The following is a 17,194-nucleotide window of genomic DNA, read 5'->3' as shown; positions in this document are numbered from 1 at the left end:
ATACCGCGCCGGCTACGTGCCGACGTCGTTTGGAACTTGCGCGAGCGCCCTCAGCACGCCCTTCTGCACCTTGCCGTTCGGCGCCGACGGCAGCGTGGCCATCGTGCGGATCTCGCTGGGCTGCTTGTAGGGCGACAGGTGCTCGCGCAAGTACGCGCGCAGGCGGTCGAGGTCGATCGCCACGCCTTCGCCGGTTTCGAGAAAGGCCACGATCTCCTCGTTGTCGCCGGCCTCGCGCCCGACGACGGCCGACTGCACGACGCCGGGGTAGGTGTTGAGCACCTGTTCGACCTCGAGCGGATAGACGTTGAAGCCCGAGCGGATGATGAGCTCCTTGGTGCGCCCACAGATGACCAGCGCGCCATCGGCCTCCTGGCGCGCGAGGTCGCCGGTGTCGAACCAGCCAGCGCCGTCGATGGCCGCCGCCGTGAGCTCGGGGCTGCGATAGTAGCCCTTCATCACGCCGGGGCCGCGCACCCAGAGCGCGCCTGCCTCGCCGGGAAGCACGTCGCGGCCGTCGGCCGCGCGGATGCGCACCTCGACCTGCGGGATCGGCGGCCCGACCGCGCAGTCGCCGCGTGGCGATGCGAGCCGCGTTTGCGCGACCGTCGGGCCGGTCTCGGTCAGTCCGTAGCCGTTGTGCAGCGGCTGGCCGAAGGTGCGCTCCACCTCGGCCTTGAGGCTCGGTGTGAGCGGCGAGCCGGCCACGCTGATGAGCCGCAGCCGCGGGGCCAGCAGTGCCGCACCGTGCTGGCGCGACCATTCGAGCAGCCGTGCGAAGAGGGCCGGTACGCCGGTGAAGATCGTGATGCCGTCCTCGCGCAGCGCGCGGGCCGTGCCCTCGGCCGAGAAGCGCGGCTCGAGCACCAGCGTGGCGCCGGCGCTCATCGCGCCGAGGAACTGGGTCGACAGCCCCACCACATGCGCCATCGGCAGCACGCCGTAGCCCACGTCGCCCGGGCCCATGGCGCGCAGCTCGCGTGCGGCGGTGGCGACGAAGATCAGGTTGGCATGCGTCAGCATCACGGCCTTGGGCGCGCCCGTGGTGCCCGAGGTATAGACCATGGCGGCGACCTGCCGGCGCGGATCGGCTTCGCCCGGTTCGGGCACGGCGCCCTCGGCCAGTGGCCCGATCGCGAGTTCGCCGCCGAGCGCGCTGGCGAGTTCGCTGGCAAAAGGCTCGGCGCCGTGCCGCCGTGCATGCGCGCCCGCCTCGGGCGAGACATGGCACAGGTAGAGCACGCGGCGCGCGCCCGAATGGTCGATGAACGCATCGATCTCGCGCGGTGACAGCCGCGCATTCACCACGACGGCCCAGGCGTCGAGCTGGCTGAGCGCGAGGAACGCGACGCACAGCGCGGCGCTGTTCTCGCCCACGATCAGCACGCGGTCGCCTACGCGCACGCCGGCGGCGGCGAGCTGGGCGGCCATCCATTCGGTCTCTCGGCCGAGTGCACCATAGCTCAGCGCCACAAAGGCATCGCGCAGCGCCAGGGCCTCGGGACGCTGCGCGATCCAGCGCGCGGGCAGCTCGTGGACCCGTTGCGGCGGCGGGTAGGTCTCGGCAGTCATCGTTCAGTCGGTCTCCTGTGCGTTGTCGGGGGCGAGTCTAGGCAACAGGACGCCAAGGCGGCAGATCCTCAAGACTGCATTGCAGAACACCAAGGCAGCATTCTTCGCAAAGGAGGGCGCACTCCTCAGGTGAGAAGCAGGGTCCAGCGCCACTCGCATGTGAGACGCAAATTCTGCAGTGCAGTTTTGTCTATCGCCTCGATGACACCGCGGCGCCAGACTGCATCCCAGAATGGCAGGCCGCGCACCGAATCCGGCGCGCACTTGACCGACGAAAGAACCGCATGACCGACAAGAAAGCCATCCTCGTGATCGGTGCCGGGGACGCCACCGGCGGCGCGATCGCCCGCAGATTCGCCCGCGAGGGCTACATCGCCTGCGTGACCCGGCGCAGCGCCGACAAGCTGCAGCCGCTGGTCGACGAGATCCGCGCCGCGGGCGGCGAGGCCCATGGCTTCGGCAGCGACGCGCGCAAGGAAGAGGAGATGGCGGCGCTCGTGGAAAACATCGAGACCAACATCGCACCGATCGAGGTGGCCGTGTTCAACATCGGCGCCAACGTGCGCTTCGGCATCACCGAGACCACGGCGCGCGTGTACTTCAAGGTCTGGGAGATGGCCTGCTTCGGCGGCTTCCTCATGGGCCGCGAGGTGGCCAAGCGCATGCTCGAACGCGAGCGCGGCACCATCATCTTCACGGGCGCGACCGCGAGCCTGCGCGGGCGCGAGGGCTTTGCCGCCTTCGCGGGCGCCAAGCATGCGCTGCGCGCGCTGGCGCAGAGCATGGCGCGCGAGCTGTGGCCCAAGGGCATCCACGTGGCGCATCCGGTGATCGACGGCGCCATCGACACCGACTTCATCCGCACCAATTTTCCCGAGCGCTATGCGCTGCTCGAGCAAGGCGGCATCGTCTCGCCCGAGAGCATCGGCGAGGCCTACTGGCAGATCCACCAGCAGCCGCGCAACGCCTGGACGCATGAGACGGAGCTGCGCCCCTGGATGGAGGCATGGTGAGCATGCGCCCGGTGAAAGTCGAGTTCCTGTTCGATTTCGGCAGCCCCAATGCCTACCTGTGCCACAAGGTGCTGCCCGCGATGGCGGCGCGCACCGGCGTGGCGGTGGCCTATGAGCCGATCCTGCTGGGCGGGCTGTTCAAGCTCACCAACAACCGATCGCCGGCCGAAGCCTTTGCCGACATTCCGAACAAGCGCGCCTACGACGCGCTCGAGGTCCAGCGCTTCATCGCGAAGCACGGCATCACGGCCTACCGCCGCAACGCCTTCTTTCCCGTGAACACGCTCACCATCATGCGCGGCGCCGTGGCGGCGCAGCGGCTCGGCTGCTTCGAGCGCTACCTCGACACGGTGTTCGCCTGCATGTGGGAGCGCAGCCTCGACATGGCCGACCCGCAGGTGGTGGCCGCTGCGCTGGCCGAAGCCGGCCTGCCCGCGGCGGAGCTGCTGGCCGCCACGCAGGCCGCCGAAGTGAAGCAGGCGCTGCTCGCGAACACGCAGCGGTCCTTCGAGCGCGGCGCGTTCGGCTCGCCGACCTTCTTCGTCGACGACCAGATATTCTTCGGCAAGGACCGGCTGCGCGAGGTCGAGGAAGCGATCGTCCTTGCATCGACAACATCCCAGGAATCCACCCCCTCATCATGAAGACCAGAATCACCCAACTCTTCGGCATCGAGCACCCCATCATCCAGGGCGGCATGCATTTCGTCGGCCTGGCCGAACTGGCCTCGGCCGTCTCGAACGCGGGCGGGCTCGGCATCATCACCGGCCTCACGCAGAAGACGCCCGAGCTGCTCGCGCGCGAGATCGCGCGCTGCAGGGAGATGACCGACAAGCCCTTCGGCGTGAACCTCACCTTCCTGCCGACCTTCGCCGCGCCGCCGTACCCGGAGTACATCCAGGCCCTCATCGAAGGCGGCGTGCGCATCGTCGAGACCGCCGGCCGCAGCCCCGAGCAGTACATGCCGCAGCTCAAGCAGGCCGGCGTCAAGGTGATCCACAAGTGCACGTCGGTACGACATTCGCTGAAGGCGCAGGCCATCGGCTGCGATGCGGTGAGCGTCGACGGCTTCGAGTGCGGCGGCCATCCGGGCGAGGACGACGTGCCCAACTTCATCCTGCTGCCGCGCGCGGCCGAGGCGCTCGACATTCCGTTCGTCGCATCGGGCGGCATGGCCGACGGCCGCAGCCTGGTGGCCGCGCTGGCGCTCGGCGCCGAGGGCATCAACATGGGCACGCGCTTCATCGCCACGCGCGAGGCGCCGGTGCACGACAACGTGAAGGCGGCGATCGTCGCGGCCTCGGAGCTCGATACGCGGCTCGTGATGCGGCCGCTGCGCAACACCGAGCGCGTGCTAAAGAACGCGGGCGTCGAGGCGCTGCTGGCCATCGAGAAGGAGAAGGGCGCCCAGACCACGATCGACGACATCCGCGAATTCGTCGGCGGCGTCTACCCCAAGGTGATGGTGGACGGTGACATGGAAGCCGGCGCGTGGAGCTGCGGCATGGTCGCGGGCCTGATCCACGACGTGCCGACGGTCGGCGAGCTGGTGTCGCGCATCATGCGCGAGGCCGAGGACATCGTCTCCCAGCGCCTCGCGCGGCTGCTCTGAGCAGCCGCGCAGAGAGCAGCGTGAAGCGCGCAGAAGTCCATTCGAAGCGGGCGCTCGGCGAATACCAGGACGTCGAGCACAAGCCGCATGCCAAGGAGGACCGGCACTTCGTGACGGCGCTCGCGCGCGGACTGCAGGTGCTGCAGTGCTTCTCGTCGGGCGAGGAGCGGCTGGGCAACCAGGAGTTGTCCGAGCGCTGCGCGCTGCCGAAGTCCACGGTCACGCGCCTGACCTACACCTTGACCAAGCTCGGCTTCCTGCACCATGTGCCCGAAGCGGGCCGCTACCGGCTCGGCATGGCGACGCTGCGGCTCGGCGGCACCACGCTGTCGCGGCTCGACGCCAAGGAAGTGAGCCGGCCGCTGATGCAGCAACTCGCCAACGAGACCGGCTGCCTGGTGTCGCTCGGCATGCGCGACGGCATGTCGATGCTCTACGTGGAGACCTGCCGCAGCGATTCGATCGTCACCATCCGCCTGAACATCGGCTCGCGCATTCCGCTCGCCACCACCGCGATGGGGCGCGCCTACCTCGCGGGCGCCAAGCCGGCTGCGCGCCGCGGGCTCGAGGAACGCATCCGCACGCTCGATGCGGAGAACTGGCCACGCATCGAACGCGGCATCCGGCAGTCGGTCGAGGACATCGAGCGCCATGGCTGCTGCAGCTCCTTCGGCGACTGGCGTGGCGAGGTCAACGCCATCGCGTCCCCGCTGCGCGTCGGCAAGGGCATGCCGCTCATGGTGCTGAGCGCGGCGGGCCCGCGATCGATGGCACCCGACTTCTTCATGCAGGACGTCCGCCCCAAGCTGTGCGAGACCGTCGAGGCCATCGAGCGGCATTTCCGCCAGCCCGAGCGCTGAGGCGCTGGCGCAAAAAAAAAGCCCGCACGAGGCGGGCCTGAAAAGGATCGGTTGGAAGACCCTCGGAGAAAGCGTTGTCGGTCGAGGATCAGAACGTGTGGCGAATGCCGAACTCGTAGCCAGTCGAGGTCTTGGGACGCAGCGCCACGGCATTGGCGCTGGTCAGGTACGACGGACCGGCACCGATCGTGAGGTTCGCGCCGTTCTTGTTCGAGACGCGAGCGATCGTTCCGTAGAGCGCAGTGCGCTTCGACAGGTTGTGCACGTAGCCGAGCGCCAGCTTGTCGGCCTTCGGATCGGCCGTCGTCAGGCCGAACAGGTCCTGACGGTTGAAGTCGTACTTGACGCGCGAGTACGACGCGCGGATCACGCCTGCGCCCACCGGCACCGAAACGCCCAGCAGGTAGCCCGTCAGGTCGAGGTCGGGCGTCTGCGTGAAGATGTTGAGCGGATCGCGTTCGTCGGTCGAGCGCGAGACGATGCCGAACACCTTCGCAACGCCGAAGTCGTAGGTCGAGCCGATGTTGAAGGTCTTGATCTTGCCTGGCCGCGCCACGGCGGCAGCGCCGCTGCCCGTGGTGAACGTGGTGTCGTTCTGCGCGTAGCTGGCCGAGATGTCGAACGGACCGTTGGCATAGCCGATGCGGCCGGCAACGTGGCGTCCGGCGTTCGAGCGGTCGGCGCCGGGGAAGGTGTCGGGCGAGGTGCGCGTGCGTTCGTGCAGCGCGTACTCGAAGCTGCCGTAGACGCCGCCGAGCTTCGGGGGCAGGAAGTACTGCACCATGTTGCCGCTGCGCTTGTAGCTGCTGTTGGAGCCGAAGCCCGTGCCGCTCACGCCGGTCTCGTTGGCGTCGATGATCAGCGAGCCGCCGATGCCGGTGTCGCCGAACGGGTCGTACTGCTCTTCGGCGTAGACCGTGGCGGTCTTGTCGCGGCCGATGCGGAATTCGCCGAAGGCGCCCGACAGGCTCACGGTGGAGCGGCGCGTGAACGACGAGACGCCTGTGGCGCCGTCGTCGTTGGTGATCGGTGCCTCGAGCCAGAAGCCGGCTGCGAGGCCGCCGCCGAGGTCTTCGACGCCGCGGAAGCCGAGGCGGCTGGAGCTGAGGCCCGAGTTGGCCAGTTCGGTGCGGCTGGCCTTGGCCGAGAAGGACGGGCCGAAGACGGTGGCGGACTCGCTCTTGTTCGAGACATTGCGCACGGCGGCATCGACGACGCCGAACAGCGTGACGGTGGACTGCGCCGACGCTGCGCCGCACGCGGCGAGCGCGGCCAGGACGACCAGGGATTTCTTCATTCGTATCACTCCATGATGGGGAATCGCCGCTCGGTCGGTCAACGACGAAGCGGGCATCGGGTGCCTCGGGCTTTTCATCGCCCCGAGACAGTCATGGAGTGTGGGTCGCCAACAAGACAGTCAGGTTGCGAACCAAAGTTGTCCGGGTGCGGGCGAGGGCTGTCATGCCCGTGCCGCAAAACGGCGCTATCCAGCTAGCGCAGCCCCGTCCACCACCGCGTGTTGGTGCGCGCCTTGCCGACGGTGAGCACTTCGCCGATCACCGGCGTCGCGAGCTCGATCTTCTTTTCTGCCGCGAGATTGGCGATGCGCTCGAGCGGGTCGCGCCATCCGTGGAACGCCAGGTCGAAGGTGCTGTTGTGCACCGAATAGAGCACCTTGCCGCGCAGGTCTTCGAAGGCCTTGATGCTCTGCTCGGGCGTCATGTGCACGCCGGGCCAGTAGCTGTCGTAGGCGCCGTTCTCCATCAGCGCCAGGTCGAAGCCGCCGAAGCGTTCGCCGATCTGCCGAAAGCCCTGGAAGTAGCCCGAGTCGCCGCTGTAGAAGATGCGCTCGGCGCCGCTTTGCAGCACCCACGAGGCCCACAGCGTGCGGTCGCGGTCGGCCAGCGTGCGGCCCGAGAAATGCTGCGCGGGCGTGGCCGTGAGCTTCACGCCCGCATGTTCGGTGCCCTCCCACCAGTCGAGTTCCGTCACGCGCTCCGCGGGAACGCCCATGGCGACGAGCCGCGCACGCACGCCCAGCGGCACGAAGTAGCGCTGCACGCGGGCCGCGAGGTATTCGATCGTCGGCACGTCGAGATGGTCGTAGTGGTCGTGCGAGAGGATCACGGCCTCGATCGGCGGCAGCTCCTCGAGCGTGATCGGCGGTTTGTGGAAGCGCCGCGGGCCGGCCCAGGTGAACGGCGACGCGCGCTCGCCGAACATCGGGTCGATCAGCCAGTATTTGCCCTGCAGCTTGAGCAGGTGCGACGAATGGCCGAGCCGCACCACATGGCTGGTGTTGGCGTCGAGCGCCTCCAGGTCGGCGCGGGCCAGCGGCTGCACGGGGACCGGGTCGACCGGCACGGTGTCGACCTTCTTGGCAACGATGAAGCGCGACCAGATGCGCCATGCGCTCGCTGAGGGCAGCGCCTCGGGGTTCTCCATGTTGCGGAACACGCCGTCCTTGAACTGCGGCGAGCTGTCGTAGCGGGTCTCGCCACCGCCTGCGGCGCTGCAACCCGCGAGCAGGGCGCAGCAGCCCGCGGCCGCGAACGCGCTGCCGCGGCGCAGCAGGCGTGGCAGGTAGGAGTCTGGTTGCGGATCGGGATGGTCGGGCATCGAAAAACCTCGTGTCTGTGTATCAGTGCTGGGGCGCGAGGCTAACGGCTTGTGGCGCGCCGATGGTTTCAGGCGCAGAAACATTCGAGGCGCGAGGGGATTTCGGACGGGCGGAGGCCCGCGCCGGCGCTGCAGATGCGCGCCATACTTGCTTGCACCGGCGCGACTTCCTCTTCGATTCACCACCACCAACCACCCCCATCGAACCATGAAAACTGCCGTTCTCGTCATCGACATGCAGCGTGGCCTTTGCGACGATCCGCCTCGCCCCCACGAGGCCGAAGCCGTGGTCGAACGCATCAATGCGCTCACCGCACGCGCGCGTGCCGCGGGTGTGCCGGTGGCTTTCGTGCAGCACGAGAACGCGGTCGACCTTGAGTTCGATTCCGAGCGTTGGCAGCTCGCGGGCGGGCTCGAAGTGGACGCCGCCGACACGAAGATCCGCAAGACCACGCCCGACGCGTTCCTGCGCACACCGCTCGAAGCGTGGCTCATGGAGCAGGGCGTGCGCCGCCTCGCGATCTGCGGCTATTCGTCGGAGTTCTGTGTCGACACCACCACGCGGCGCGCCGCCGCGCTGGGCTACGAAGTGGTGCTCGCGGCCGATGCGCACACCGCGCACGACAAGGCGCATGCCACGGGCGCCTTCATCCGTGCGCACCACAATGCCACCTTGTCGGACATCCAAAGCTTCGGGGTGCCGATTCGCGCGGCGGACAGCGCAGACATCGGGTTCTGAGCGCGCCTCGGCCGCCTCGACCGGTCCTCAGGGAGGACAGCAGGCGCATCCGCCGCCATGCCGCAGCCGCCGATAGCCCTCGGCCTCCTGCGTGCCGGGCGATGCCGCCGCGCTCGCGTTGCCTCGGCGTGGCATCGCCCATGCCGCGGGGACGCTGAGCGCCCGCGCCGACGGCGCACCGCAGGTGGGGCAGGGCACCGGCCGGTCGAACAGCGCGAGCGGCTGCCGCGCCGTGAAGCCGCCGCAGCCTTCGCAGCGATAGTCGTAGATCGGCACGGGCTGCTTGCCGCTACCAGCCGCCCGACTCGCCGCGCGGCACGTAAGCGCCACGGCCAGCGCGGCCCAGCCACCGCTCACCATCGACGATGAGCTCGCCGCGCAGCAGCACCTTCTGCACCTTGCCGGCCACCTGGCGGCCCTCGAACAGCGTGAAGTCGCAGTTGCCGTGCTGCGTCTCGGCCGAGATCACGTGGCTGCCGTCAGGGTCGAACAGCACCAGGTCGGCGTCGCTGCCGACCGCGATCGTGCCTTTGCGCGGAAACAGGCCGAACAGCTTGGAAGGCGCCGTCGAGGTCAGCTCGACGAAGCGGTTGAGCGAGATGCGGCCGGCCCGCACACCGCCGTCGTACAGCGTTGCCATGCGCGTCTCCACGCCCGGCACGCCGTTGGGGATCTTCGAGAAGTCATTGCGGCCATAGGGCTTCTGGTTGACCCGGCCCAGGTGGCCTTCCTTCATGCAGAACGGGCAATGGTCGGTCGACACCAGCTGCAGGTCGTCGGTGCGCAGCGCCGTCCACAGTGCGTTCTGCGATTCCTTCGAGCGCAGCGGCGGGCTCATCACGTAGCGCGCGAGGTCGAAGTCCTCGCTGTCGTAGGCGCTGTCGTCGAAGAACAGGTAGTGCGGGCACGTCTCGGCGAACACCGGCACCCCCATGTCGCGCGCCTCGATCACGTGCTTGAGCGCCTCCTTGGCCGACAGGTGCACGAAGTACACCGGCGCGTCCGCCAGTTCCGCCAGCTTGATGCCGCGGTGCGTGGCTTCGCCCTCCATGATGGCCGGGCGCGTGAGAGCGTGGTACTTGGGGGCGGTGTGGCCCTGGGCCAGCGCTTCCTGGATCAGCAGTTCGATGATGGTGCCGTTCTCGGCGTGCAGCGCGATCATGCCGCCGTGCTGGCCGACCATGCGCATGGCCCGGAAGATGGCCGCGTCGTCCACCATGACCGAGCCCGGATAGGCCATGAACATCTTGAAGCTCGACACGCCTTCGTGGCGGATGGCCTGCTGCATGTCGGCCAGCGCCTGGTCGTCCACGCCGGTCACGATCACGTGGAAGCCGTAGTCGATGCAGGCGCCGGCCTCGCCCTTGGCGCGCGCGCGTTCGATCGCCTCCAGCACGCCCACGCCCTGGCGCTGGAACGCGAAGTCGACGATCGTGGTCGTGCCGCCGAAGGCCGCCGAGCGCGTGCCCGATTCGAAGCTGTCGCAGGTGGTCGAGTCGCCGAAGGTGTTGTCCATGTGGGTGTGGCAGTCGACGCCGCCCGGCAGCACGAGCAGGCCGGTGGCGTCGATGACTTCCACGTCGGGGCCGACGTCGAGTGCCAGGCCGATGGCGGCGATGCGGCCATCGGCCACCAGCAGGTCGGCGGTGTAGTCGTCCACGGCCGTGACGATGCGGCCGTTGCGGATGAGCGTTCGGTTCATGGCGGTTGCTTCCTTGTTGCGCTGGAATGGGGTGGCGGCTTCAGGCGCTCACGCCGGCTTCGGCGAGCGCGCGTTCGAGCATGGCGACCTCGCTGGCGGCGAGCGGCCCGATCGGGGGGCGCATCGTGTCGCGCGGAATGCGGCCGAGCAGCTTCAGGCAGGTCTTGAGCCGTGCGTTCGCATGGCCGCCGGGGGCTGTGCCGTAGATGGCCTTGGCGAGCGGATAGACGCGCTCGTTCAGTTCGCGCGCCTTGGCCAGGTCGCCCGCGCGCACGGCGGCGTCGAGCGCGATCACGAGCTCGGGCACCACGGCGGCCAGGCTCACGAGGCTGCCTTCGGAGCCGACGGCAAAGCAGGTCAGCAGGTGCTCGTCGCCCGAGGCCATCATCGCCACGTGGGGGGCCAGGCGCCGCACGAGGCGACGGTTGCCTTCGTAGGCGGCGGCTTCCCAGCTGCCTTCCTTGACGCCGACCACGTGCGGCAGCTGCGCAAGCCCGGCCAGCACCTCGGGCGTGTAGGCCATGGTGCCCGCATTGACCCCGGCCTGGTAGAGCATGAGCGGCATCTGCGCCCGGGCATTGGCGATCGTGTGGTGCGCGAGCGCCATGTCGGCGTCTTGCGAGAGCGCCCACGAGAACGGCGGAAAGACGAGCACCGCGTCGGCGCCCGCCGCCTTCGCGTCGTCGACGTGGCGTTGGGCCTCCAGGCTGTCTTCGGCGTTGATGCCGCAGACCAGCACCGACTTCCGGCCGCAGACCTCGAAGGCGATCTCGGTGACGCGCCGCTTCTCTTCGCGCGACAGCATGAAGTTCTCGCCGGCGTGCCCGTTGATGAGCAGGCCCTTCATGCCGGCGACGGTGGCGTTCGCCTCCAGGTGGCGCGCGAGCGTGGGCTCGTCGATGCGGCCATCGTCGAGCAGGGGGCACACGGTGGCGGCGTAGATGCCGTGGAAGGCGTCGGGTTGTTGGGTAATCATCGAAATGGAAGTGGAAAAGGAGTTCAGGCGCCTGGCATGGGCATGCCCAGCAGGCGCGCGGGATCGAAAAGCGGAAGCTCGGGCTGCTGCCCGAGCATGTGCTGCGCAAGGATCCGGCCCATGAACGGGCCGCTGGTGTAGCCCGAGTGGGCGCTGCCCACCACGTAGGCCTCGGGCACGCCCGGCACCTCGCCGATGATGGGCATCGCGTCGGCCGTCTCGGCTTCCAGGCCGAGCCAGATGCGCGCGATGCGGGCCTCGGCCAGTGCGGGCACGGCATAGGCGGCCAGCCGCATGTTGCCCACGAGGTTCTCGGGCCGGGCCTCGACGCCGCCGCGCTCGCGGTCGCCGACGCCCTGCCAGCCGCCACCGATCAGCACCGTGCCGTTGGCGAACTGCTTGAGCGAGAGCAGGCCGTTGGCCACGCTGAGCACGGTGCCCATCACCGGCCGGACGCGCTCGGTGACGATGAGCTGGTTGACCAGCACCTTGATGGGAATCTGCACGCCGAGCCAGCCGAGCATCTGCTCGATCCAGACGCCGCCGGCAAGCACCACGCGGCGGGCATGCAACGGGGCGCGGCCGCCATCGGCGAAGTGCACCGCGTGGCCGCCATCGCCCGAGTCGATGCCGTCGACCGCAGCGTTCTCGATCACGTCCACGCCGGCCTTCAGCAGCGCATGGCGAAAGGCGCGGCCGGTGAGATAGGCGCTCGCGAAGCCGTCGATCTCGCAGTAGCCCGCTTTCAGCAGGCCCGGGTGCAGGCCCGGCTCGATCTGGCGCGCGCGCTCGGGCCCGATGACCTCGATCGGCGCGCCGTATTCGCGGCGCGCCCGGGCGCGCAGCTCGACGAGTTCGCATTCGGCCTCGGTGAAGGCCAGCGTGAGGCCTGGCACCGCGGTGGCGAGCACGCCCATGCCGAGCCATCGTTCGGCGTCCATCCACATCTGCCAGGCGCGCATGGCATAGGGGACCAGTGCGGCCCGCGTCATGTGCAGCGTGAGCGTGCCGGCATTCACGCCGGAGGCTTCGCGGCACAAAGGGCCGCGGTCGACGATGGCGCAGCGCATGCCGCCCTCGGCCAGGTGCAGCGCGGTGGCGCAGCCCATGACGCCGCCGCCGATCACCACGGCGTCGTAGCGCAGGTTGGAGCCGGCCGGGGTCATAGCGGTGCCGCCTTCGGTATCGGGATGTCGGCGTAGCTGTAGTCGCCCGCCACCTCGGCCAGCGACACCGGTCGCAGGGGCGCCCGCGCGGTGAAGCAGCCTGCGGCCTCGCGGCTGCCGACGTGGGCCGACAGCAGCTGGCCCGCGACGTCGCCGCAGGTGCGGCCCTGGCATGGGCCCATGCCACAGCGGGTCCAGGCCTTGAGCTGATTCATGTCGCGTGCGCCGTCGCGCGCCGCGGCATCGATCTCGGCGCGCGTCACGTCTTCGCAGCGGCAGACCACGGTGTCCGGCGCGATGTCGGCGACCGCGCCCTCGCGCAGCGCCATCAGCCTGGCCATCGCCTGGCCGAAGCGCGCGGGTCCGCGCCATTGCGCCTGCAAGGTGCCGCTGGCCGCCGCGCAGGCTTGCGCGTCGATCAGGCCGAGGTCCTGCGCACAGGCCAGAGCGGCGAGCTCGCCGTGAAAGCCCGCGGCCGCAGCGCCCGAGATGCCCGCGCCGTCGCCGGCCACGTACAGGCCCGGCACCGAGGTGCGGCCGGCCGCATCGGTCTCGGCGATCCAGCCGCCGCGCTCCGCCACATGGCGGTGGCGCGCACGCAGCAGCCGAGTGATGTCGGTGCCGGGCACGAGGCCGTGGCCGACGGCCACCGCGTCGGCCTCGAAGACGGGCCCGGCTGCGGCACCCGCGGCGCGGCGCCCGCTGGCGTCGACGGCGGTGGTGCGCACCGTGAACGTGCCTTGCGCCGCGTCGGCGACCTCGACGGCTTCGATGCCGTGGCGGTAGAGCAGGGGCACGCCCGCGGCGCGCAGCTGCAGCTGCCATTTCATGCCTTGCCAGAGCAGGTCGGGCCGGCCGCGCAGCGAGGGCAGGGTGCGCAGCCATTCGCCGCGCCCCGCAAGGTCGACCACCGCGGCCACTTCGCCGCCCGCCTTGAGGATGCCCGCGGCCACCGCGAGCAGCAGCGGGCCGCCGCCGGCCACCAGCGTGCGCCGGCCGGGCAGCATGTTCTGCGACTTCAAGAGGATCGTGGCCGCGGCCAGGCCGATCACGCCGGGCAGCGTCCAGCCGGGGAAGGGCACCACGCGCTCGGTGGTGCCGGTGGCCACGAGCAGCGCGCGCGGCTGGATGCTCTGCACGCCCCCGGGGCCGACCAGGTCGGTGCGAAGGTTGGTGCCGATGTTCCAAGCCTTGTGGCCGAACAGGCACTGCACATTCGCGCGGCGCAGTTCTGCGCGCAGCGCGTCGCCGTCGCGGGCTTCGGGCGTGGGCGCGGCGTTCGGCATGCGCGAGAACCCGGCGGGCAGCGGCCGCCAGACCTGGCCGCCGGCATCGGGGTTCTCGTCGACCAGCAGCACGCGAAGGCCGCAGGCCTGGGCGCGCAGCGCCGCCCGCGCGCCGGCCGGGCCGGCGCCGAGGATCAGCAGGTCCACTGTCGACGGGGCGTTGTCATTCACCAAGGCCACGCTCCCGGAACGCGAGCGATTCCACCACCAGGCCCTCGGCCACCGGCACCTGGCAGGACGGCAGCTTGCGCGCCCCGACCCAGACCAGGCATTCCTGGCACGAGCCCATGAGGCAAAACATGCCACGCGGCGCGCCCGCACGCGGGCTGCGCCGGAGTTCGCGGCAGCCGGCCGCGAACAGCGCCGCGGCCACGCTCTCGCCCTCGAAGGCCTCGATCGTTCCGCCGTCGGCTGAAAAGCGCACCGCGCGCCCGCGCCGCACCGCGCGGTCGCTGCGCAGCGGCTTTGCTTTCGAAGAAACAGAAGGATCGCTCATGGAAGTAAAGGATCGGGAAGAAAAAAACGGTGATCTGCCGGACTGCGGCGCCTGGTGCCCGCGTGCGTGCTGGACCTCAGGGTTTTTATTGTATACATTGCATATATTGTTGTCATATAGTTTGAAGACATTCTGCGTTCTGGCATCGGTCTTGCGTTCGCTTTCCTCGTGCCCGGCCCGCATCCGCGACCGGGTTCCATGCAACCTTCAGGAGTTTTTTTGATGAAGCAAACAACGAACGCCGTGCGCCGCGGCCTTCTCATGGCCGGCTCGCTCGCCCTCGGCTCGACGCTGCTGGGCCTTTCGGCGTCCGCCGCCGCGCGCACGCTCGACGAGATCCTGGCAAGCAAGAAGCTCGTCATCGGCGTCAACCCGACGCTGCCGCCGCTGGGCATCTTCAACGACAAGAACTTGATCGACGGCTTCGACGTGGACGTGGCGCGCAAGCTCGGCGAACTGCTCGGCGTGAAGACCGAGATCGTCCAGGTCGGCTCGCCCGACCGCATTCCCTTCGTGAGCAGCGGCAAGATCGACGCCGTGCTCGGCGCGATGACCATCACCGCGGAGCGCCAGAAGGTGATCGACTTCACCGTGCCGCTGCACACCGAGGTGCTGGGCGTGCTGACGACCAAGTCCAAGCCCTACAAGGACTGGATGGAGCTCAACGATCCCTCGGTCAAGCTGGTCGAGGTGCGCGGCGCCACGCCGGTGAAGCTGGTGCAGGAGAAGCTGCCCAAGGCGCAACTGCTGCTGCTCGACAACTACCCCGACGCGGTGCGCGCTATTGCGCAGGGGCGCGCCGACGCGATGATCGACGTGATGGACTTCATGACCGAGCACACGTCCCGGCACAAGATCGACTGGCGCATCGTGGACGCGCCGATCGAGGTCTACTTCTGCGCCATCGGCGTTCGCAAGGGCAACGACGCACTGCGCGAGAAGCTCAACGGGGCCATCAAGGAGCTGCACCGCAACGGCTACGTGGACGAGCGCTGGAAGAAGTGGTTCGGCGGCCCGATGCTGCACGACCCGCGCACCGCGCCGACCTACAAGTAAGGCATGCAGTTCGACTTCACGCCGATCCTGGAGCGCCTGCCCTATCTGGCGGGCGGCGCCTGGCTGAGCCTGCAGATCGCGTTTCTCGCGTTTGCGTTCGGCATGCTGATCGGCCTGGGCGGCGCATCGGTGCGCGCCTACGGCCCCGGCTGGGCCCGGCGCATCGTCGGCGCCTACGTGGTGTTCTTCACCAACACGCCGCAGCTGATCCAGATCTTCTTCATCTTCTTCGCGCTGCCCGATGCGGGCATCCTGCTGTCGCCGTACCAGGCGGTGCTGATCGGCATGACGCTCAATGCGGGTGCATACCTCACCGAAATACAGCGTGCGGGCTTCGAATCGGTGCGCCTGCCCGAACTCGAGGCCGCCGAAACGCTGGGCTTCTCGCGCATGCAGACCATTCGCTACGTGATCCTGCCGCACATCGTGCGCGTGCTTTTTCCGCCGCTGTCGAACCAGTACATCCTGATGACGCTCGGCACCTCGATGGCCGCGGTCTTCGGTGTCGAGGAGCTCACCGGGCGCGCCTACAACATCAACGCCGAGACCTTCCGCTCGATCGAGGTGTTCACCGTGGCCGCGGGCCTCTACATCGTGATCACGCTGATCGCCACGCTGTCGCTCGCCTTCGTCGGACGCCGCGTGTTCCGCGCCAAGATGAGGTGGTTCTGATGTGGGGCCAGATCGTCGAGGAGCTGCCGCGCTTCTTCAGCTACTACAACCTGCTGTTCTTCGCGAAGGCGCTGGGCGCGACCTTCGCGCTCTCGGCCATCGGCTGCGTGGCCGGCTTCACGCTGGGCTTCGGCCTCGCGGCGGTGCGGTTGAGCACGCTGCGCGCGCTCTGGCCGCTGCGGCTCGCGGCGCAGCTCTTCATCGAGCTGTTCCGGCGCATCCCGTTCCTGGTCACGCTGATGCTGGTGTTCTTCATCTTCCAGGCGCTGAACGCCGACCTGTCGATGTTCTCGGTGGCGCTCATCAGCGTGTGCCTGATCGCCACCGCCTACATCGCGGAGATCGTGCGCAGCGGCCTCGAGTCGGTGCACCAGAACCAGTGGGATGCGGCCGTCACGATGAACTTCGGCTACCTGCAGACGCTGCGCCTGGTGATCGTGCCGCAGGCCTGGAAGATCATCCTGCCGCCGGTGTTCGGCTTCTTCGTGCTGTTCATCAAGGACACCGCGCTCGCATCGCAGATCGGCGTGGTGGAGCTGGCCTTTGCCGGCAAGACGATGAACAACAAGGGCTTCTCGGCCGCGCTCGTCTACGGCACGGTCCTCGTCCTTTATTTCATGCTGTCCTATCCGCTCTCGCGGTTCGGCCTCTATTTGGAGAGAAAACTTGCCCCTGCTCGAAATCGTTGACCTGAAGGCCAACTACGGCGCCCACACGGTGCTCGAAAGCGTGAACCTCAGTGTCGAGAAAGGCGAGATCGTCAGCCTCATCGGCCCCTCGGGGTCGGGCAAGAGCACCTTGCTGCGGGTGCTGGTGGGCCTGCTGCCGCCGATCGGCGGCAGGGTGCGCATCGACGGCGAGGTGCTCGACCATCGCGACCGGGCCCAGCTCAAGCGCATCCGCTCGCGCATGGCCATCGTGTTCCAGCAGTACAACCTGTTCCAGAACATGACCGTGCTCGACAACGTGACCGTGGCCCCGGTGAAGGTGAAGGGCCGGCCGCGCAAGCAGGTCGAGGACTACGCCATCGGCCTGCTCGAGAAGGTCGGCCTCGGCGAGAAGCTCAAGTCGTACCCCGACCAGCTCTCGGGCGGCCAGCAGCAGCGCGTGGCAATCGCACGCGCGCTCGCGCTGCAGCCCGACATCGTGTTGCTCGACGAGGTGACCGCCGCGCTCGACCCCGAGCTGGTCAACGAGGTGCTCGACACGGTGCGCATGCTCGCGGCCGAAGGCATGACCATGTTCATCGTCTCGCACGAGATGGGCTTTGTGCGCGAGGTGTCGAGCAAGGTGGTGTTCATGGACGGCGGCCGCGTTGTCGAGGCCGGAACGCCGCAGCAGATCTTCGACGACCCGCGCGAGGCGCGCACGCGCGAGTTCGTGGGGAAGATCTTGCGGCACTGAGTTGCGGGGCGAAGCGGCTGC

18 protein-coding genes are annotated in these 17,194 nt (G+C 68.8%); 9 read left to right on the top strand and 9 right to left on the bottom strand.

Annotated elements, in window-relative coordinates; genetic code table 11:
• Positions 1–12 precede the first annotated feature (12 nt).
• Positions 13–1,572: a class I adenylate-forming enzyme family protein gene (locus AC3A6G_RS01625; RefSeq protein WP_487872883.1), complete on the bottom strand. Its 1,560-nt coding sequence runs from the start codon at positions 1,570–1,572 to the stop codon at positions 13–15.
• 284 nt (positions 1,573–1,856) lie between these two features.
• On the opposite strand from AC3A6G_RS01625, the gene AC3A6G_RS01620 reads away from it, so the two are divergent.
• From AC3A6G_RS01620 to AC3A6G_RS01605, 4 genes are read left to right on the top strand one after another with little or no spacing between them, the layout of a single operon-like run.
• Positions 1,857–2,585, top strand: coding sequence for an SDR family oxidoreductase (locus AC3A6G_RS01620; RefSeq protein ID WP_487872882.1), 729 nt, complete (start codon positions 1,857–1,859; stop codon positions 2,583–2,585).
• 2 nt (positions 2,586–2,587) lie between these two features.
• On the top strand, positions 2,588–3,229 hold the full coding sequence (locus tag AC3A6G_RS01615) for a DsbA family protein (RefSeq protein WP_487872881.1): 642 nt from the start codon (positions 2,588–2,590) through the stop codon (positions 3,227–3,229).
• Positions 3,226–4,197 carry an NAD(P)H-dependent flavin oxidoreductase gene (locus AC3A6G_RS01610; protein ID WP_487857955.1) on the top strand — a complete coding sequence of 324 codons (972 nt, stop codon included), beginning with the start codon at positions 3,226–3,228 and terminating at the stop codon, positions 4,195–4,197. Before AC3A6G_RS01615 ends, AC3A6G_RS01610 begins: the two co-directional genes overlap by 4 nt.
• A 20-nt stretch (positions 4,198–4,217) precedes the next feature.
• On the top strand, positions 4,218–5,057 hold the full coding sequence (locus AC3A6G_RS01605) for an IclR family transcriptional regulator (protein ID WP_487857954.1): 840 nt from the start codon (positions 4,218–4,220) through the stop codon (positions 5,055–5,057).
• Positions 5,058–5,145: 88 nt separating this feature from the next.
• Here the strand turns inward: AC3A6G_RS01605 and AC3A6G_RS01600 are convergent, their stop codons facing one another.
• Together AC3A6G_RS01600 and AC3A6G_RS01595 are read right to left on the bottom strand one after the other, a co-directional pair.
• Positions 5,146–6,354 carry a porin gene (locus AC3A6G_RS01600; RefSeq protein WP_487872880.1) on the bottom strand — a complete coding sequence of 403 codons (1,209 nt, stop codon included), beginning with the start codon at positions 6,352–6,354 and terminating at the stop codon, positions 5,146–5,148.
• Positions 6,355–6,548: 194 nt separating this feature from the next.
• A complete protein-coding gene (locus AC3A6G_RS01595; protein ID WP_487872879.1) occupies positions 6,549–7,676 on the bottom strand; it encodes an MBL fold metallo-hydrolase in 1,128 nt (375 codons plus the stop codon).
• Positions 7,677–7,884: 208 nt separating this feature from the next.
• Here AC3A6G_RS01595 and AC3A6G_RS01590 point away from each other — a divergent pair, with 208 nt between their 5' ends.
• Positions 7,885–8,415: a cysteine hydrolase family protein gene (locus AC3A6G_RS01590; RefSeq protein WP_487872878.1), complete on the top strand. Its 531-nt coding sequence runs from the start codon at positions 7,885–7,887 to the stop codon at positions 8,413–8,415.
• Between the two features lie 27 nt (positions 8,416–8,442).
• On the opposite strand, the gene AC3A6G_RS01585 is transcribed toward AC3A6G_RS01590, so the two are convergent.
• Genes AC3A6G_RS01585 through AC3A6G_RS01560 form a run of 6 tightly spaced genes read right to left on the bottom strand, consistent with a single transcriptional unit; the run spans position 8,443 to position 14,041 of the window.
• Complete coding sequence (locus AC3A6G_RS01585) at positions 8,443–8,691, bottom strand: FmdB family zinc ribbon protein (RefSeq protein WP_487857950.1); 249 nt, start codon at positions 8,689–8,691, stop codon at positions 8,443–8,445.
• A gap of 13 nt (positions 8,692–8,704) precedes the next feature.
• Entirely contained in the window at positions 8,705–10,117 is a 1,413-nt protein-coding gene (gene hydA / locus AC3A6G_RS01580) for a dihydropyrimidinase (RefSeq protein ID WP_487872877.1), read from the bottom strand.
• Positions 10,118–10,157: 40 nt separating this feature from the next.
• A complete protein-coding gene (locus tag AC3A6G_RS01575) occupies positions 10,158–11,093 on the bottom strand; it encodes a dihydrodipicolinate synthase family protein (protein WP_487857948.1) in 936 nt (311 codons plus the stop codon).
• A 23-nt stretch (positions 11,094–11,116) separates the two neighbouring features.
• Complete coding sequence (locus AC3A6G_RS01570) at positions 11,117–12,259, bottom strand: NAD(P)/FAD-dependent oxidoreductase (protein ID WP_487872876.1); 1,143 nt, start codon at positions 12,257–12,259, stop codon at positions 11,117–11,119.
• On the bottom strand, positions 12,256–13,716 hold the full coding sequence (locus AC3A6G_RS01565) for an FAD/NAD(P)-dependent oxidoreductase (protein WP_487872875.1): 1,461 nt from the start codon (positions 13,714–13,716) through the stop codon (positions 12,256–12,258). The genes AC3A6G_RS01570 and AC3A6G_RS01565 overlap by 4 nt, the downstream gene beginning before the upstream one ends.
• Positions 13,709–14,041: a (2Fe-2S)-binding protein gene (locus AC3A6G_RS01560; protein WP_487857945.1), complete on the bottom strand. Its 333-nt coding sequence runs from the start codon at positions 14,039–14,041 to the stop codon at positions 13,709–13,711. Before AC3A6G_RS01560 ends, AC3A6G_RS01565 begins: the two co-directional genes overlap by 8 nt.
• Before the next feature lie 222 nt (positions 14,042–14,263).
• Between AC3A6G_RS01560 and AC3A6G_RS01555 the strand changes: the two genes are divergently transcribed.
• Genes AC3A6G_RS01555 through AC3A6G_RS01540 form a run of 4 tightly spaced genes read left to right on the top strand, consistent with a single transcriptional unit; the run spans position 14,264 to position 17,173 of the window.
• Positions 14,264–15,097: a transporter substrate-binding domain-containing protein gene (locus AC3A6G_RS01555; protein ID WP_487872874.1), complete on the top strand. Its 834-nt coding sequence runs from the start codon at positions 14,264–14,266 to the stop codon at positions 15,095–15,097.
• 3 nt (positions 15,098–15,100) lie between these two features.
• Complete coding sequence (locus AC3A6G_RS01550; protein ID WP_487857943.1) at positions 15,101–15,769, top strand: amino acid ABC transporter permease; 669 nt, start codon at positions 15,101–15,103, stop codon at positions 15,767–15,769.
• Positions 15,769–16,458 (top strand): amino acid ABC transporter permease, encoded by a 690-nt coding sequence (locus tag AC3A6G_RS01545; protein ID WP_487857942.1) that lies wholly within the window; start codon positions 15,769–15,771, stop codon positions 16,456–16,458. The genes AC3A6G_RS01550 and AC3A6G_RS01545 overlap by 1 nt, the downstream gene beginning before the upstream one ends.
• Positions 16,436–17,173, top strand: a complete 738-nt coding sequence (locus AC3A6G_RS01540) for an amino acid ABC transporter ATP-binding protein (RefSeq protein WP_487857941.1) — start codon at positions 16,436–16,438, stop codon at positions 17,171–17,173. The genes AC3A6G_RS01545 and AC3A6G_RS01540 overlap by 23 nt, the downstream gene beginning before the upstream one ends.
• The last annotated feature ends 21 nt before the right edge of the window (positions 17,174–17,194 follow it).

The sequence above is a fragment of the Variovorax sp. Soil_C_26 genome (assembly GCF_057657075.1).
The sequence above is the reverse complement of the archived record's forward strand: the minus strand, read 5'-3'. Positions and strand labels throughout refer to the sequence as shown.

What these genes read in the sequence shown, in the direction of transcription:
- AC3A6G_RS01620 (WP_487872882.1), top strand. Translation starts at nt 1,857, where the DNA reads ATGACCGACAAGAAAGCCATCCTCGTGATCGGTGCCGGGGACGCCACC.
- AC3A6G_RS01600 (WP_487872880.1), bottom strand. Translation starts at nt 6,354, where the DNA reads ATGAAGAAATCCCTGGTCGTCCTGGCCGCGCTCGCCGCGTGCGGCGCA.
- AC3A6G_RS01610 (WP_487857955.1), top strand. Translation starts at nt 3,226, where the DNA reads ATGAAGACCAGAATCACCCAACTCTTCGGCATCGAGCACCCCATCATC.
- AC3A6G_RS01545 (WP_487857942.1), top strand. Translation starts at nt 15,769, where the DNA reads ATGTGGGGCCAGATCGTCGAGGAGCTGCCGCGCTTCTTCAGCTACTAC.
- AC3A6G_RS01595 (WP_487872879.1), bottom strand. Translation starts at nt 7,676, where the DNA reads ATGCCCGACCATCCCGATCCGCAACCAGACTCCTACCTGCCACGCCTG.
- hydA (WP_487872877.1), bottom strand. Translation starts at nt 10,117, where the DNA reads ATGAACCGAACGCTCATCCGCAACGGCCGCATCGTCACGGCCGTGGAC.
- AC3A6G_RS01570 (WP_487872876.1), bottom strand. Translation starts at nt 12,259, where the DNA reads ATGACCCCGGCCGGCTCCAACCTGCGCTACGACGCCGTGGTGATCGGC.
- AC3A6G_RS01615 (WP_487872881.1), top strand. Translation starts at nt 2,588, where the DNA reads ATGCGCCCGGTGAAAGTCGAGTTCCTGTTCGATTTCGGCAGCCCCAAT.
- AC3A6G_RS01555 (WP_487872874.1), top strand. Translation starts at nt 14,264, where the DNA reads ATGAAGCAAACAACGAACGCCGTGCGCCGCGGCCTTCTCATGGCCGGC.
- AC3A6G_RS01590 (WP_487872878.1), top strand. Translation starts at nt 7,885, where the DNA reads ATGAAAACTGCCGTTCTCGTCATCGACATGCAGCGTGGCCTTTGCGAC.
- AC3A6G_RS01560 (WP_487857945.1), bottom strand. Translation starts at nt 14,041, where the DNA reads ATGAGCGATCCTTCTGTTTCTTCGAAAGCAAAGCCGCTGCGCAGCGAC.
- AC3A6G_RS01625 (WP_487872883.1), bottom strand. Translation starts at nt 1,572, where the DNA reads ATGACTGCCGAGACCTACCCGCCGCCGCAACGGGTCCACGAGCTGCCC.
- AC3A6G_RS01550 (WP_487857943.1), top strand. Translation starts at nt 15,101, where the DNA reads ATGCAGTTCGACTTCACGCCGATCCTGGAGCGCCTGCCCTATCTGGCG.
- AC3A6G_RS01575 (WP_487857948.1), bottom strand. Translation starts at nt 11,093, where the DNA reads ATGATTACCCAACAACCCGACGCCTTCCACGGCATCTACGCCGCCACC.